Annotated in this window: 11 protein-coding genes and 1 pseudogene; 10 read left to right on the plus strand and 2 right to left on the minus strand. The window is 72.1% G+C overall.

The window, feature by feature from the left end:
* Positions 1-352: 352 nt before the first annotated feature.
* The 5 genes and pseudogenes from AAH991_RS03370 (at position 353) to AAH991_RS03385 (ending at position 6,318) form a co-directional block, all read left to right on the plus strand.
* On the plus strand, positions 353-1,501 hold the full coding sequence (locus tag AAH991_RS03370; protein ID WP_346224234.1) for a sugar phosphate isomerase/epimerase family protein: 1,149 nt from the start codon (positions 353-355) through the stop codon (positions 1,499-1,501).
* A gap of 106 nt (positions 1,502-1,607) precedes the next feature.
* Positions 1,608-3,854: a PQQ-dependent sugar dehydrogenase gene (locus tag AAH991_RS03375; RefSeq protein ID WP_346224235.1), complete on the plus strand. Its 2,247-nt coding sequence runs from the start codon at positions 1,608-1,610 to the stop codon at positions 3,852-3,854.
* A gap of 12 nt (positions 3,855-3,866) precedes the next feature.
* Positions 3,867-4,394 (plus strand): annotated as a pseudogene (locus AAH991_RS40435) (OmpL47-type beta-barrel domain-containing protein); the annotation flags it as partial.
* Positions 4,395-4,397: 3 nt separating this feature from the next.
* Positions 4,398-4,925, plus strand: coding sequence for an FIMAH domain-containing protein (locus AAH991_RS40440; protein ID WP_428833935.1), 528 nt, complete (start codon positions 4,398-4,400; stop codon positions 4,923-4,925).
* A 148-nt stretch (positions 4,926-5,073) separates the two neighbouring features.
* Positions 5,074-6,318, plus strand: coding sequence for a DUF4349 domain-containing protein (locus AAH991_RS03385; protein WP_346224236.1), 1,245 nt, complete (start codon positions 5,074-5,076; stop codon positions 6,316-6,318).
* A gap of 86 nt (positions 6,319-6,404) precedes the next feature.
* On the opposite strand, the gene hemE is transcribed toward AAH991_RS03385, so the two are convergent.
* The gene (gene hemE, locus AAH991_RS03390) at positions 6,405-7,442 is read right to left on the minus strand and encodes a uroporphyrinogen decarboxylase (protein WP_346224237.1); all 1,038 of its coding nucleotides are present in this window, start codon (positions 7,440-7,442) and stop codon (positions 6,405-6,407) included.
* Between the two features lie 567 nt (positions 7,443-8,009).
* Between hemE and AAH991_RS03395 the strand changes: the two genes are divergently transcribed.
* Genes AAH991_RS03395 through AAH991_RS03405 form a run of 3 tightly spaced genes read left to right on the plus strand, consistent with a single transcriptional unit; the run spans position 8,010 to position 10,227 of the window.
* Positions 8,010-8,606, plus strand: a complete 597-nt coding sequence (locus AAH991_RS03395; RefSeq protein WP_346224238.1) for a DUF3000 domain-containing protein — start codon at positions 8,010-8,012, stop codon at positions 8,604-8,606.
* 3 nt (positions 8,607-8,609) lie between these two features.
* Positions 8,610-9,833, plus strand: a complete 1,224-nt coding sequence (locus AAH991_RS03400; protein WP_346224239.1) for an HRDC domain-containing protein — start codon at positions 8,610-8,612, stop codon at positions 9,831-9,833.
* A gap of 1 nt (position 9,834) precedes the next feature.
* A complete protein-coding gene (locus tag AAH991_RS03405; RefSeq protein WP_346224240.1) occupies positions 9,835-10,227 on the plus strand; it encodes a VOC family protein in 393 nt (130 codons plus the stop codon).
* A 53-nt stretch (positions 10,228-10,280) separates the two neighbouring features.
* On the opposite strand, the gene AAH991_RS03410 is transcribed toward AAH991_RS03405, so the two are convergent.
* Complete coding sequence (locus tag AAH991_RS03410) at positions 10,281-12,704, minus strand: alpha/beta hydrolase (RefSeq protein ID WP_346224241.1); 2,424 nt, start codon at positions 12,702-12,704, stop codon at positions 10,281-10,283.
* 230 nt (positions 12,705-12,934) lie between these two features.
* Between AAH991_RS03410 and AAH991_RS03415 the strand changes: the two genes are divergently transcribed.
* A complete protein-coding gene (locus AAH991_RS03415) occupies positions 12,935-14,119 on the plus strand; it encodes a thiolase family protein (protein ID WP_346224242.1) in 1,185 nt (394 codons plus the stop codon).
* Positions 14,116-16,221, plus strand: coding sequence for a 3-hydroxyacyl-CoA dehydrogenase NAD-binding domain-containing protein (locus AAH991_RS03420; protein WP_346224243.1), 2,106 nt, complete (start codon positions 14,116-14,118; stop codon positions 16,219-16,221). Before AAH991_RS03415 ends, AAH991_RS03420 begins: the two co-directional genes overlap by 4 nt.
* Positions 16,222-16,632: the final 411 nt, after the last annotated feature.

Genomic DNA, 16,632 nt, shown 5'->3' on the forward strand with positions numbered 1-16,632 from the left:
TATGAAGGATGACCCCGGAACATTCGGATACTAAGAGGCATCTTTCGTCGCTGACAAGAAAAAGTTTCCAGCAGGCTACGGAAAGTTCAAGGCTCCTGCCTCAGATCCGTGATCCCCGGGTCCCGGGCCGCCGACCACTCCATCGGAGCCCCGCGCACGGACGGCCGCCGTCGCCGCCCTTCTCGCTTCACCCAGCCGACTTTGTCCTGCGATGACACAAAGTTCAAAAGATCATGTAGAAACTTCTTCCCTGTCAGACAAAAGTGGCGTAGCTTGCTCGCCAAGTGCACCAGCGGCTCGGCCGCGACATCGGGGGATCAAGGTTCTTCACGCAGATGGAGTTGGCAAGACGATGAGTGCGTACGAAGAAGAGATGGAGTCGGCCGGCAACCTCGGACGCCGGCTGGGGCTCAGCCGCCGTCAGCTGCTCGCGGCCACGACCGGCATGGCGGCTGCCGCCGCCGTGGCGGCGGCCGGTCCGATGAAGTCGGTCGCGCGTGCGGCGACCGCGGGCAACGGCCCGAACGGCATCCTGGTCCCGCCGCCGCGGCGCGGCATCATCCTGTACACGGTCCGCGACGCCATCTCCCGTGACCCGCTGTCCAGCAACCTCCCCTCCGGCTTCCGCGCCGTCTTCGAAGAGCTCGCCCGGATCGGCTACGCGCAGGTGGAGTTCGCCGGCTACAGCCAGCACCGCAACGCCGAGGGCGGCGCCAGCCTGGAGAGCGTCGAGGGCGCCAAGCTGCTGCGCGGCTGGCTGGACGACAACGGCCTGGTCGCCCAGGGCAACCACGGCTTCATCCCCGGTTCGTGGCCGCTGAGCCAGGCCGACCTGGACCGCTTCAAGCTCCACCTGGAGATCGCCAACATCCTCGGCATGGCCCACGTCGGCACCGGCAGCGACCCGACCGGCAGCGCCTACAAGGCCGACTGGGACGTCGCCGCGGAGAAGTGGAACGCGCTCGGCGAGATCGCCACCGCCGCGGGCCTCAAGCTGTACACGCACAACCACGACGTGGCCTACAGCTTCCTGCTCGACAGCGGCCCGCTCGACGCGCAGGGCCGGCCCACCCGCTCCTCCGGCATCCGCCGCCTCGAGTACTTCCTCCAGATCACCGACCCCAAGCACGTCTGGCTCGAGATGGACATCTTCTGGGCCCACGTCGCGCAGTACAAGCACAAGACCTTCACCGCGCCCGACGGCTCCACCCAGACGCAGGTCTTCAACCCGCTCGGCGTCGTGCAGGCCCAGACCAAGCGGTTCCCGCTGTTCCACGCCAAGGACGGCAAGCTCAACGCCGCTTCGTCCAACGGCTACGACATGGTCCCGTTCGGCACCGGCGACATCGACTACGCGGCGTTCCTGCGCGGCGTGGGCGCCAAGGGCTACCACAACCCGATGTACGAGCAGGACAACGCCCCCGGCAACGCGTCGAATCCGGGTCAGTCCCTGCAGTACGCCGACCTGAGCTACCGCAACATGTCCGAGCTGCGCGGCTGACGACTTCAACGAAGTATGGCGGACCGCCACGCGTTCGACCCGTTCCACCGGCACGCGGCGGCCCGCCTTTCCCCTGTCACCCCCCGAAAGATGAGGCGCAGGAGACTTGAAGCGTACTCGCATTCTGGGCGGCGCTCTCGCCGCCGCGTTGACGCTCCCGTTCGCGGCGGCGCTCACCGCCGCACCGGCGCAGGCGCACGACGACGCCCTGCACTGGGAGAACTACGAGAAGGTCACGCTCACCAAGGACGTCGGCGAGCCGATCGACATGGCGATCCTGCCGGACAACCGGGTGCTGCACACGGCCCGCAACGGCGACGTCCGGCTGACCGACCCCGCCACCGGCGTGACGAAGATCATCAACAAGATCGACGTCTACAACAACTCCGAGGACGGCCTGCAGACGATCGGGATCGACCCCGACTTCGCGAACAACAAGTGGGTCTACGTCTACTACGCGCCCCGGAAGATGACCGGGCCGTACCCGGAGGAGACCCCCACGGGCTCGGCGCCCAACTCCCTGCCGGCCGGCGCGGACGAGTCGTACTGGAACCAGTGGAAGGGCTACAACCAGCTCTCGCGGTTCAAGTGGGACGGCGAAAAGCTCGACCTGTCCACCGAGCAGGTCATCATCAAGGTCGAGACCAACCGCGGGCAGTGCTGCCACGTCGCCGGCGACTTCGACTGGGACGACGAGGGCAACCTCTACCTGGCCACCGGTGACAACACCCCGGCCAGCACCCCCGGCGCGAACGGCATGGCGCCCAACAACGACGCCCCCGGCATGAACCCGGGCTTCGACGACCGCCGCGGCGCGGGCAACACCAACGACCTGCGCGGCAAGATCCTGCGGATCACGGTGCAGGAGGACGGCTCCTACACGGTCCCGGACGGCAACCTGTTCCCGAAGGGCACCGCCAAGACCCGGCCCGAGATCTTCGTGATGGGCGTGCGGAACCCGTTCCGCATGGACGTCGACGGGAAGACCGGCACGCTGTCGTGGGGCGACTACGGCCCGGACGCCGGCGCCGCCGACCCCAACCGCGGCCCCATGGGTCTCGTCGAGTGGAACGTCACCCCGCTGAACAAGCCGATGAACGGCGGCTGGCCGTACTGCACCGGCGACAACTTCAACTACAACAACTGGGACTACGCGACGTCCAAGCCGCGCGACTGGTTCGACTGCGCGGCGGGGGCGAAGAACACCTCGCGGTGGAACACCGGCCTCGACACGGTGCCGCCGGCGACCCCGGCAGACCTGTACTACGGCGACCGCGCGAGCGACCAGCCGGCGGAGTGGTCCGGGCTGACCGAGTTCGACCCGAGGCAGAACGGCCAGGCCCCCATGGGCGGGCCGGTCTACCACTACGACGCGGCCAACCCGTCGGCGACGAAGTTCCCCGAGTACTGGGACGGCAAGTTCTTCTTCGGCGAGTTCTCCCAGGACTACCTGGCGGCGTTCACGGTGTCCGGCTCCGACGGGCCGGTGACCAAGCTGGAGCACTTCCTGCCGAACGCCGAGCTGACCAAGATGGCGATGCCCATCACGGACAACCCGATGGACCTCGAGTTCGGCCCCGACGGCGCGTTGTACGTGCTCGAGTACGGCGACGGCTTCTTCCGCGCCAACCCCGACTCGGGTCTGTACCGCATCGACTACTCGCCCGGCAACAAGGCCCCGCAGGCGAAGATCAGCACGGACCGGACGTCGGGCAGCGAGGCGCCGCTCACCGTCGAGTTCAGCGGCGCCAAGTCCTCCGACTCCGAGGCCGGTGACCTGACCTACGAGTGGGACTTCGACGGCAACGGCACCTTCGACGCCAAGGGCGTGACGGCGAGCCACACCTACGACACGCTCGGGCAGTACACCGCCCGGCTCCGCGTCACCGACGCCGGCGGCAGGTTCGGCCTCGCCACCGTCGAGATCACCGTCGGCAACACCGCGCCCAAGGTCAGCATCCAGACCCCCGGCGACGGCTCCTTCATCGACTGGGGCAACGCGGTTCCGTTCACCGTCAAGGTGACCGACCAGGAGGACGGCGACGACCCGACCTGCAGCCGGGTCTCGTGGACCTTCGGCCTCGGCCACGACACGCACGCCCACCCGATCACCACCGGCACGGGCTGCACCGTCACCTGGGCGACCCCCGCGGACGCGCCCGAGCACGGCGAGACCGAGAACATCTTCGGCGTGGTCGTGGTCAGCTACCGCGACAACGGCGCCAACGGCATCCCCGGTGCCACCGGTGACGCGACCCTGATCCTCAACCCCAAGCTCATGGAGGCCGAGCACGGGGACGACAGCAAGGGCGTCACCAAGACCCAGGACGAGACGGCGTCCGGCCTCAACTAGGTCACGTCGTTCGACGCCGGCGACCACATCGGGTACGACCCGGTGAACCTCGCCGGGATCACCTCGGTGAAGACCGCGGCCAGCGGTGCGGGCACGCTGTCGCTGCGCTGGAACTCGCCGGACGCGACCCCGTTCGCGACCGTCGCGATCCCGGCCGGCTCCGGCTGGCAGACGGTGACCACCGAGCTGAAGAACGCCCCCACGGGCACCGGCAAGCTGTACGTCACCTCGACCGGCGGCGTGGAGGTGGACGCGTTCACCTTCGTGGGCGACGGTGCCGCCGACAAGACCCCGCCGACCGTGACCGCCACCCTCAACCCGGCCCAGCCGAACGGTGAGAACGGCTGGTACAAGGGCAACGTCACGCTGACGGTCGCCGCGACCGACAACGGCACGGTGTCGAGCCGGCAGTACTCGGTCAACGACGGCGCCACCTGGTCGAACGCCAACAACCCGGTGACCCTGAGCACCGAGGGCTCCACCGAGGTCCGCTACCGCGCCACCGACAGCGGCGGCAACGTGTCGCAGATCGGCACCGTCACGGTGAAGATCGACAAGACCGCGCCCGCGCTGACCGTCGACGGCGTCGAGGGCGGCGAGCACGGCGACTCGGCCTCGATCACGCCGGTCTTCACCGCGACCGACGCGGCCTCCGGGGTGGCGAGCGTCACGGGCGCCATCGGCGGCCTGCAGGTCAAGTCGGGCGAGGCTCTCCCCCTGTGGAAGCTGCCGCTCGGCGAGAACACGCTGACCGTCACCGCCAAGGACAAGGCCGGGCACATCACGGAGAAGTCGGTGACCTTCACGGTCACGACCTCCTTCGACGACGTGGAGGCCCTCCTCACCGCCTTCCGGAGCGCCGGCACTGTGGCGGGTGACACCGGCAACGTCCTGGGCGCCCAGCTCGACCAGGCGGTCAAGGAAGCCGGCAAGGGCAAGAAGGACGACGCGATCAAGGCCCTGGAGCGGTTCGCCGGCTTCGCCGGCGACGCCAAGCGGGTGACCGACAAGGCCGCGAGCGACGCGCTCATCCGCGACGCGCAGGCCCTGATCGAGCAGCTGCGCGGCTAGCCAGACGTCCCGTGGGTTCCGGCCCGGCCCGGCCGGGACCCACGGGGCCCCCACCCCCCAGCCGAGGCGCCGGCGACCGCGATGGCATCGTGATGCCATCGTGATCGCCGGCGCTGAACTGTGCCCGGCGGTGATCCGATGTAAGGGCATGAGGCGAATGCGGTACGGCGCGGCGGTCCTGGTGGCCGTCGCCTTTCTGCTGACGGGGTGCGGCGGCACGGAGGACATGTCGAGCAGCAGCGGGGCGGCCGACAGCGGCGGCGCGCCCGCGGCGCCGGCCGCGGACGCTCCCACGACGGGGCCCACGGGTCAGAGCGCGGAGCGGCAGGCCGTGGACGGCGAAGGCGGCGGGCAGGAGAAGGCCAGGATCGATCCGGCCGACCGGGCGATCATCTACCAGGCCGAGCTCACCGTCGAGGCCAAGGACGTCACCGCGGCGGCCGACCGCGCGAAGGCGATCGCGACGGGCGTGGGCGGGTACGTCGCCGAGGAGCGCAGTGACTCCTATTCGGGCGGGCAGCGCGCGGTGATCGCGTTCAAGGTGCCTCCGGACCGCTACGCCGACGTGCTGGCGCAGCTCGGCCGCGACCTCGGGAAGCGCAGGTCGATGCGGCAGAACGCGCAGGACGTCACCGAGGAGGTCGCCGACGTCGCCAGCCGGGTGAAGTCGGCCGAGGCCGCGCTCGGGCAGTTCCGCACGCTGCTGTCGAAGGCGGACAAGATCGGCGAGATCCTGGAGATCGAGCGGGAGATCACCAACCGCGAGGCCGAGCTGGAGTCGCTGCAGGCCAGGCAGAAGGCGCTGGCGGCGCAGACCGGCATGGCCACCGTGACCCTCACCCTCGTGCTCCCGCCGAAGCCCTCGGCCCGGCCCGGCAAGGAGGACAGGTCGGGCTTCCTCGGCGGGCTGCGGACCGGATGGGACACCCTCACCACGTCGACCGTGGTGGCGCTCACCGTGCTGGGCGCGCTGCTGCCCTGGCTCGTCGTGGCCGGGCTGGTGTGGCTGGCCGTCCGGACCCTGATGCGCCGGATGCGCCGCCGTGCCGCTCCGCCCGCCGGTCCCGTGCCCCCCGGCGCCATGCCTGCCGGTCCCGCGCCCTCCGGCGCCATGCCCTCCGGCGCCATGCCTCACAGTGCCGTCCCCTCGGGTCCCGTGCCGCCCGGATACGGACCCGCCTCCCCCGGAGGCTCCCCCGTCCCCGTGGCGCCGTACGGGCCGGGCGGCGAGCCCGCCGGGCCGCACCCGACGAGCTCACCGGCCCCTGCCGCGCCTCATCCCGGGCGGACGCGCTCCGCGTCGCCGGAGCCGGCCCCGCACGAGGACAGTGACGCGGACCGTGCCGCGGGCCATGACTCGGGCCGTGACTCGGGCCGTGACGACGCCACCTGAAAACGGCCCCGCGGACGCCTCTGCCGAGGTCCCCGACGACGCCCGGGACGAGGGCCGGGCGTCCGGGCACACACGGCGGTAGGACCTCAGCGGGCCGACGACTCGTGGACGAAGTCGGTGAGCCGGGCGAGCTGGTCGGGGTCGGTCGAGGGAAGCACGCCGTGGCCGAGGTTGAACACGTGCCCCTCGGCCACCCTGCCCCGCTCGAGCACGTCCCTGGCCCGCCTCTCGACGACCTCCCAGGGCGCGAGCAGGATCGCCGGGTCGAGGTTGCCCTGCAGGGCCTTGCCCGCGCCCACGCGCAGCGCGGCCTCGTCGAGCGGCACCCGCCAGTCGACGCCCACCACGTCGGCGCCGGCCTCGCCCATGAGGCCGAGCAGCTCGCCGGTGCCGACGCCGAAGTGGATGCGCGGCACGCCGAGGTCCGCCAGGCCGGCGAAGATCCGGCTGGTGTGCGGCAGCACGTAGGAGCGGTAGTCCTGCGGCGCGACCGCGCCGACCCACGAGTCGAAGAGCTGGACGGCCGAGGCCCCCGCCGCCGCCTGCACGCGCAGGAAGGCGAGCGTGATCGCGCCGAGCCGCTCCATCAGCTCGTGCCACAGGTCCGGCTCGCCGTACATCATGGCCTTGGTGCGGTCGTGGTTCTTGGAGGGGCCGCCCTCGATCAGATACGACGCGAGGGTGAACGGCCCGCCGGCGAAGCCGATCAGCGGGGTCCCGCCCAGCTCCCCGGTGAGCGCGCCGACCGCCTCGGTCACGTACGGGACGTCGTCCGGCTCCAGCGGGCGCAGGATCTCCATGCCCGCCTTGTCGCGGATGGGGGTCCCGACGACGGGGCCGACGCCCGGCTTGATGTCGAGGTCGACGCCGATGGCCTTGAGCGGCACCACGATGTCGCTGAAGAAGATCGCCGCGTCCGTGCCGTACCTGCGGACCGGCTGCATCGTGATCTCGACCACGAGGTCGGGCGTGGCGCAGGCGGTGAGCATCTCCACGCCCGCGCGCACCCTGCGGTACTCGGGCAGTGAACGCCCGGCCTGGCGCATGTACCACACCGGCGTGTACGGGACGGGCTCGCGCCGGCAGGCGCGGACGAAAACGGAATCGGCGAGCTGGGGTTTCACGGCACCAGCCTCCCATGTCCGGGGGTCGCCCGGTGCCCGGACCCATGACCTGGGGTTCCAGAACGACGCGAGAAAGGCCGCTCATCGCGTAAGGTGAATCCCATCCCCTCCCGTGAGTCGTCTCACACCTCGGCAATGTGTTCGCCAATCGGCCATCCGGCATCGATTCCAATACCACTTTCGAGACACGCCGAGCGCGATGCGGGGAAATGTCGCCGGGACGTGCCAACGTCGGATCAGTCCCGAGCGACCGCCACGACCGTGGATCCGACGAGAGGCCCCGGAGCGATGACTTCGATGTGGAGTTCCCCCGAACGCCGCACTGAGCACTGTGCCGGCAGCGACGCCGCGCGCCCCGCCCGCCCGAGCCGCGCGGCGCGCGCGACGGGCCGGCGCCGCCGCGCGGACGGCTGCGGCGACCGCCGGGACGGCGCGCTCGGACGCACCCCCGCGCGGAGGTCCACCCGGGTGACGGCTCGACTGGCGGCGACGGTTTGACGACTTGCGATGCCCCCCACAGCCACCCCCCTGCTTCGCGCCATCCCGAATCCGACCTACTCTTCCGTCATGACCCTCGGTGAACCGCCGGCGCCTCCCGCCGCCTTCAGTCGCGCGCTGGAGACGTTGCGCCCCGCCGAGGTACGGCCGGAGATCGAGCTGGAGGACATCCCCGCCCCCCAGCGGCTCGCGCCGTACTCCGGAGCCGTCGGGGCGTCCGTGTACCGCGACGACGACGAGCTCGCCGTCGGCCGCCTGATCATGCTCTTCGACCCCGAGGGCCAGCGCGGCTGGGAGGGGCCGTTCCGCCTCGTCGCCTACGTACGCGCCGACATGGAGCCGGAGATGACCACCGACCCGCTGCTGGGACCGGTGGCCTGGAGCTGGCTGACCGAGGCCCTCGACGCCCACGGCGCGCGGTACGCCGCGGTGGGCGGCACGGTCACCCGCGCCGTCTCCGAGGGGTTCGGCGGCAAGGCCGACGACCCCGTCACCACCGAGATCGAACTGCGCGCCTCGTGGTCCCCGCTCGACGAGGACCTGTCGCCGCACGCGGCCGCGTGGTGCGACCTCATGTGCCTGGCCGCGGGCATCCCCCCATTGCCGCCCGACGTCGCGACGCTGCACCCGCGTCCCGCCCGCCGAGATGATCCGAAAGTTCCGTAGCCCGTGACAGAACCCGTAGTCCAGCCCCTGTTGGAGCCGCGCGAGGGAATCCCGCCCGTCATCGAGGACTCCGTCGCGCTCGCGGCCGTCGTGGACGCCTTCGCCCGCGGGACGGGGCCGGTGGCGGTCGACGCCGAGCGCGCCTCCGGATACCGCTACAGCGGCCGTGCCTACCTGGTGCAGCTGCGCCGGGCCGGCGCGGGCACCGCGCTGATCGACCCGATCGGGTGCCCCGACCTGTCCGCGCTGGACGAGGCCGTGAGCGACGCCGAGATCGTCCTGCACGCCGCCAACCAGGACCTGCCGTGCCTGGCCGAGCTGGGCTTCCGCCCGCGGCGGCTGTTCGACACCGAGCTGGCCGGACGGCTGCTCGGCTACGAACGGGTCGGCCTGGGAACCATGGTCGAGCTCGTCCTCGGCCTGCGGCTGGAGAAGGGGCACTCGGCGGCCGACTGGTCGTCCCGCCCGCTGCCGGAGGACTGGCTCCGTTACGCGGCACTCGACGTGGAGGTGCTGGTCGAGCTGCGCGACGTCCTGCACGAGGAGCTGGCCGCCACCGGCAAGCTGGGGTGGGCGCTGGAGGAGTTCGCGGCGATCCTGGCCGCCCCCGCCCTTCCGCCGCGCACCGACCCCTGGCGGCGCACCTCGGGCATCCACCGCGTGCGCACCCTGCGCGGGCTCGCGGTGGTGCGGGAGCTGTGGACGCTGCGCGACCAGATCGCGCGGGAGGCCGACCTCGCGCCGGGGCGGGTGCTGCCCGACTCGGCGATCGTCCAGGCCGCCCTCGACCAGCCGCGCACGACCAAGGCCCTCACCGACATCACCCCGTTCGTCGGCCGCAGCGCCCGCCGCCACCTCAACGACTGGCTGGCGGCGGTGAACCGGGCCCGCACGATGCCGGAGCAGGCCCTGCCGCAGCCCGTGGGGCCGGGTGACGGCCCTCCCCCGGCCAACCGGTGGGCCGACCGGGACCCCGCCGCCGCCAGGCGCCTCGCGGCGGCGCGGACCGTCGTGGCGGCGCTCGCCGACGAGCACCGCATGCCGACGGAGAACCTGCTCCAGCCCGACGCCGTACGCAGGCTGACGTGGGAACCGCCCGTGCCGATCAGCGAGGAGACCGTGGGCGACCGGCTGCGCGAGCTGGGCGCGCGGGACTGGCAGATCGGCCTGACCGTCCATCCGCTGACCAAGGCGCTCGAACGGCTGGAGATCAAAGGAGAGGTGTGACATGCGGGGCGACGGCCGGAACGCGGAGTCTCCCTTCGGCTACCGGTTGCACCACGTCCAGCTCGCCATCCCGGCCGGGGCGGAGGACGACTGCCGCGCCTTCTACGTGGACGTGCTCGGGATGACCGAGATCGGCAAGCCCCCCGCGCTCGCCGCACGTGGCGGCCTGTGGGTGCGGGCCGGCGCCCTGGAGATCCATCTCGGCGTGGAGGAGGACTTCCGCCCCGCGCGCAAGGCGCACCCGGGCATCCTGGTGACCGGCCTCGACGACCTCGCCGCGCGCCTGGGGACCGCCGGTGCCGAGGTCGCCTGGGATCCGCACTTCCCCGGCCATCGTCGCTTCTACGCCCACGACAACGTCGGCAACCGCCTGGAGTTTCTCGAACCCCGGTGAGCTACGCGAAGACTCCCGGAGGCGCGGCCGGCGCCCCCGGGAGCCGTCCGTGATCAGACCGCGTCGTCGTCGGTCACGACGAGCCGGGCGAAGCCGTTCCCGATCGTCGCGCCGACCGGCACCGAGGCGACCACCTGGTAGGACTGTGGCGCGGACGCCACCGCGGTGTCGCCCTGGACGGGCACCTGGAAGGACGCCTCCAGGGACCTGGCCGGGATGACGACCTCCTGCGCCGCCGAGGCGATCACCGGGTTGGCTCCGGTCGCGATCGTCTGGACCTCTACCGTCACCGGCGTGGCGCTCCTGTCCGACAGCCGCACGGTCATCGTGGCCATGCCGGGCCCGTCGCCCTCGTCGACCGTGGCGCCCCGCACCGACACCTGCGGCAGCCTGTCCGTGCGGGCCTCACCCGCGGCCATCGTGGTGAACGCGAGATCCGCGAGGTAGACCGCGCCCTTCTGACTGGCACCCGAGATCCGGATCTCGGCGATCTGCTGCGGTCTGACGCCGGTGAGCGAGCTCAGCGGGACGCGCACCGTGCGCAACCAGGTCTTGGGCAGCGGCGAGGCCGTGCCCGGGAACGCCGTGAGCGCGTCACCGGCCTCGGAGACCTTGACCGTGTGGGACGCGCCCCGCTTGTCGACGATCTCGACCGCGAGGTCCACGTCGCCGGTCGCCGTCTCGTCCCGCGCCGCGCGGAAGGTGAGCGCGTCGTAGCGGGAGACGTTCTGGTCCGGCTTGTCCAGCGGCACCGTCACCGTGCCCGTGGGGTCGCTCCAGGAGAACCGCAGCACCGGGGTCGAGGCGACGTTGTTCGCGTACGTCGCGGGCGTCCAGGACGGCGCCTGCGAGGTGGTCAGCGTGGAGGCGCAGGACGGCAGGCCGCTCTGCGGCGAGCGGTCGAGCATCCCGGCGCAGACGACCGCGGCGGCCGAGCCGGAGACCCGCGCGGACGCCGACGGCGACGTGAAGGGGGCCACGTCGAGGCGCTTGTTCGCGGGCGCCTGGGCGACGGCGTGCACGACGGCCCGCCCGGCGGACGCGGTGGTGCCGCCGCTGCCGTCGAACAGCGGCAGCAGGCCCTGCTCGCCGCCCTGGACCAGGCGGAAGAACCCGGCGATGTACGCCGTGCCGACGGCGTACTGCTCGGCGGCGGTCAGCCGGGACGGCGCGGCGCCGCCGCAGACCGGGTCGTCGCGGTTCGACCAGTCGTCGGACGCGGGCGCGTGCGCCACGCCCGGGGTCCACTCGGTGTTGAAGAAGTTGTGGTCGGCGCCCATGACCATCAGCGAGGAGCGGAAGGCCGGGTCGCGCGCGTCGGCGTACCGGGAGTCGTCGTAGAAGTGCTGGCCCTGCTGGTTGGAGACGTCCCCGTCGCAGTACGGCAGGATGACGGCCATCGGCGTGCCGGGCAGGGTCGCCCGCGCGAAGTCCGTCGGAGCGAGCGGGAGCACCGCCCTGATCCCGTACGGCGTGGCCCGGCCGGCGTTCATCAGCGCGGCCTTCACGACGCCCTCACCCCCGCGCGAGTGGCCCATCAGGCCGACGTCGGTCATGTCGAGCCGGCCCTTGAACAGGCGCACCAGCCGCGCGTCGCCCACGCCCCTGCCGGCGTCGGCGAGCAGGTCGAGGTGCCGCATGACGACCTCGCCCCGGGCCAGGGCGCCCCGGTCCTCGCTGTAGGGGTTGTCCGCGGCGTTGACGCCGTTGGCGCTGACCGACACGACGACGTACCCGTGGCCGGCCAGTACGTCGGCGGGGCCGTCGTAGCCCTGGTAGCTGGCGATGGGCCGCTGCCCGGCCGGGCACGGCCACTGGGTGTTGGACGTCGTCCAGGCCGCCGGGTTGTAGCAGGCCGAGTGGCGGCCGTGCAGGAAGACGACCAGCGGGCGCTTGCCGCGGGCACCCTCCGGCAGGTAGACCTTCGCCCGGATCTCGGCCTGACGTCCGCCGAGTCCCTCCAGGGTGATGGCGGTGTCGCCGAGGTCGTACTCGTCGTGCCTCACGGTGTAGGGGCCGGGCGCGGCCGGATCGACGGGCGCCGGGGACTTCTCGCCGTGCGACTCGGCGGGGTCCGGGGCGGCGGGGTGCGGGGCGGCTTTTCCGATGGCCGCGGCGGTGGCCTCGGGCACCTCGCCGTTCCAGGCGACGTCGACCGACGACGCCGTGGCGACGGCGGGGTCGGGGGTGACGACCGTCAGCGTCATGCCGTCGGGCGACTCCTCGGCCGGGCCGAGCGACCGGCCGTCCGCCGCGAGTTCGGGGACCGCGTCGCGGACCGGCAGCGGGTTCTTCAGGTGGAGCGTGACCCGGTGGCCGCCGCTGACGGGTTCGACGGTCCAGGTGCCGTCCCCGCCCCTCGAGCCGGCCGGCGCCGGCGCGGCGTGCGCGGGTCCCGTGAGGAGGGGGGTGGACAGGGTCGCGGCCGTCACGGCCGCGGCGAGCGCCTTGGTCCAGGCGCGCACAGGAGAGCGCATCGGTTCCTTTTTCGAGTGCAATGCCCCAGGAACATCACTCTCTTGGGTGGTTCTTGGGGTTTGTACGTTTGCATCCCGAATGAGATCGTCACCGGCGACATGTACTGATTCCGGCTGGTTTCCCGTCGGTTAACGATCATTCACAGGCCTCGATGGCCCCACCGATCCCGCGACCGGTTACCGACCAGTAGCATAGGCTCCGGAAGCTACCGACCAGTAGGAGCGAACCCGTGCCTGCGTCCCGTGAAGTCGTCTTCGTCGACGGCGTTCGGACGCCTTTCGGCAAGTCGGGCCCGAAGGGCCTGTACGCCGAGACGCGTGCCGACGACCTGGTAGTCCGCGTCATCCGCGAGCTGATGCGGCGCAACCCCGGCCTCCCCCCGGAGCGGGTGGACGAGGTGGCCATCGCGGCCACCACACAGATCGGCGACCAGGGCCTGACCATCGGCAGGTCCGCGGCGGTGCTCGCCGGCCTGCCGAAGTCGGTTCCCGGCTACGCCATCGACCGCATGTGCGCCGGCGCGATGACCGCCGTGACCACGGTGGCGGGCGGCATCTCCTTCGGCGCGTACGACGTGGCCATCGCCGGCGGCGTCGAGCACATGGGCCGCCACCCCATGGGTGAGGGGGTCGACCCCAACCCCCGGTTCCTGTCCGAGCAGCTCGTCGACGGCTCGGCGCTGATCATGGGCATGACCGCGGAGAACCTGCACGACCGCTACCCGTCCATCACCAAGGAGCGCGCCGACGCGTTCGCCGTCGCCTCCCAGGAGAAGGTCGCCAAGGCGTACGCCGACGGCAAGATCCAGCGCGACCTGGTGCCGGTGGCCGCCCGCAAGGCCGCCGAGGGCTGGGGCCTGGCCACGGCGGACGAGGCGCCGCGCCCCGGCACCACGCTGGAGGGCCTGCGCTCCCTCAAGACGCCGTTCCGGGCGCACGGGCGGGTCACGGCCGGCAACGCCTCCGGCATCAACGACGGCGCGACCGGCTGCATCGTGGCCGCCGAGGACGTCGCGCGGGAGCTGGGCCTGACCCCGCGCATGCGGCTGGTGTCCTACGCCTTCGCCGGCGTGGACCCCGAGGTGATGGGCATCGGGCCGATCCCCTCGACCGAGCGCGCGCTGCGCCTGGCCGGGCTGTCCATCGACGACATCGGCCTGCTCGAGATCAACGAGGCGTTCGCCGTCCAGGTGCTGGCGTTCCTGGAGCACTTCGGCATCGCCGACGACGACCCGCGCGTCAACCCGTACGGCGGCGCGATCGCGTTCGGCCACCCGCTCGCGTCGTCGGGCGTGCGGCTGATGACTCAGCTCTCGCGCGAGTTCGCCGAGCGTCCCGACGTCCGGTACGGGATCACCACGATGTGCGTCGGCATGGGCATGGGCGGCACGGTCATCTGGGAGAACCTGGCATGAGCACGATCGAGACCTGCAAGGCCCTCCTGGAGGGCAAGAACGCCGACGAGGTCGTCACCAAGGCCCTCGTGCGCGACGTCGAGCTGCCGTACGGCGCGGGCACGATGGCGCTGATCACGCTCGACAACGGCCTCGACCACACCAAGCCCAGCACCTTCGGCCCGCACGGGCTGCTCGCGCTGAACGACGCGCTCGACGCGATCGCCGCGCGGTCCGATCTGGCGGCCGTGGGCGTCGTCGGCAAGCCGTTCATCTTCGCGGTCGGGGCCGACCTCAAGGGCGCGGCGGCGGTCTCCTCCCGGGAGGAGGCGCTGGCCATCGGGCGGCTCGGGCACCACGTCTTCCGCCGCCTGGGCGAGCTGGACGTGCCGTCGTTCGCGTTCGTCAACGGCGCGGCGATGGGCGGCGGCCTGGAGATCGCCCTCCACTGCACCTACCGCACCGTGTCGTCCGGCGTCCCGGCCATCGCGCTGCCGGAGTGCTTCCTCGGCCTGGTGCCCGGATGGGGCGGCACCCAGCTCCTCCCCCGCCTGATCGGCCCGGAGAAGGCGCTCAAGCTGATCATCGAGAACCCGCTGTCGCAGAACCGCATGATCAAGGGGCGGGACGCGTTCGCCCTCGGGATCGCCGACGCGATGTTCGAGCCCGCCGACTTCGTCGAGGAGTCGCTGCGGTGGGCCGCCCAGGTGCTGCGCGGCGAGGTGACCGTCGAGCGGGCCGACCACGCCGCCGGGGACTGGGCACCGGTGATCGACCAGGCCCGCACCCTCGTCGACCTCAAGCTGCGGGGAGCCTCCCCCGCGCCGTACCGGGCGCTCGACCTCGTGGCCCTGGCCCGTACGGCGTCCCGCGACGAGGGCTTCGCCGCCGAGGACGAGGCGCTGGCCGACCTGCTCATGAGCGACGAGCTGCGGTCCGGGCTGTACGCCTTCGACCTGGTGCAGCGCAGGGCCAAGCGGCCGGCCGGCGCGCCGGACAGGTCGCTGGCCCGTCCGGTCACCAAGGTCGGCGTGGTGGGGGCCGGGCTGATGGCCTCGCAGCTCGCGCTGCTGTTCGCCCGCCGCCTCGAGGTCCCGGTCGTGCTGACCGACCTCGACCAGGCCCGGCTCGACAAGGGCGTCGGCTACGTCCACGCCGAGGTCGACAAGCTGCTCGGCAAGGGCCGGATCTCCGCCGACCAGGCCAACCGGCTGAAGAGCCTGGTGCGCGGGTCGCTGACGAAGGACGCCTTCGCCGACGCCGACTTCGTGATCGAGGCGGTGTTCGAGGACCTCGGCGTGAAGCAGAAGGTGTTCGCCGAGGTCGAGGAGGTCGTCTCCGACACCTGCGTGCTCGCCACCAACACCTCCTCGCTGTCGATCACGGACATGGCCTCCGGCCTGCGGCATCCGGAGCGGGTCGTGGGCTTCCACTTCTTCAACCCGGTCGCGGTGCTGCCGCTCCTGGAGATCGTCCGGGGCGCGGCCACCGACGACGCCACGCTGGCCACGGCGTTCGCGGTCGGCAAGACGCTGAAGAAGTCGTCCGTGCTGGTCAAGGACGCGCCCGCGTTCGTCGTCAACCGGCTGCTGACGCGCTTCATGGGCGAGGTCACGGCCGCCGCCGACGAGGGCACCCCGCTGGAGGTCGCCGACCACGCGCTGGACGCCCTCGGCCTGCCGATGACGCCGTTCGCGCTGCTCCAGCTCGTCGGCCCGGCCGTCGCGCTGCACGTGGCCGAGACCATGCACGCGGCGTTCCCCGACCGGTTCGGCGTGTCGGAGAACCTCGCCAAGCTGGTCGCCGCGGGCAAGCCGGGCCTGTACGGCGCGGACTTCCGGATCGACCCGGAGGTGCGGGCGCTGTTCGAGGGCGGCTCGTCCCCCTCGACCGCGGACGAGGTGCGGCTGCGCGCGCTGCGGGCCCTCGCCCAGGAGATCAGGCTCATGCTCGACGAGGGCGTGGTCTCCGCGCCGCAGGACATCGACCTGTGCATGATCCTCGGCGCGGGCTGGCCGTTCCACACCGGCGGCATCACGCCGTACCTGGACCGTACGGGCATCTCCGAGGAGGTCACCGGCTCCCGGTTCCTGGAGCCCGGCGTGGCGTCCGTACCGGCCTGAACCGCCCCCGAACCGGGCCGCCCCGCCGGGCGGCCCGGCCGAGCCTTCCGCCACGGACCCGCGTACCACGAGACCGCGGACCCGCCGGGCCCTTCACCACAGGGCCGCGGAACACCGGGGCCCCGCACCACAGGGCCCCCGGACCCCGGGCCGCCGCGCCCTACCGGCGCGGCGGCCCGGTCCTACGGCAGCCGCATCCGGTGCCGGCATGCCTGAGCCCGAGAGCCTGCCGGACCGGAAAGATGTCGCTCCTTCTCCGTAGGCTCTGTGAGCGGGCTCGCCGGCGGCCCCCGTGCGGAGGGCAAGTCTGGAGACCACTCCGTGGAGCGGGGAACCCTACAACGGGCAGCCCGCCCCGACCCGGCACTCGGGTCCGCCCTCGGCGATCTCGCCACTCAGCGGAACAGCCGT

This window comes from Microbispora sp. ZYX-F-249, from assembly GCF_039649665.1.
Taxonomy (GTDB): Bacteria; Actinomycetota; Actinomycetes; order Streptosporangiales; family Streptosporangiaceae; genus Microbispora; species Microbispora maris.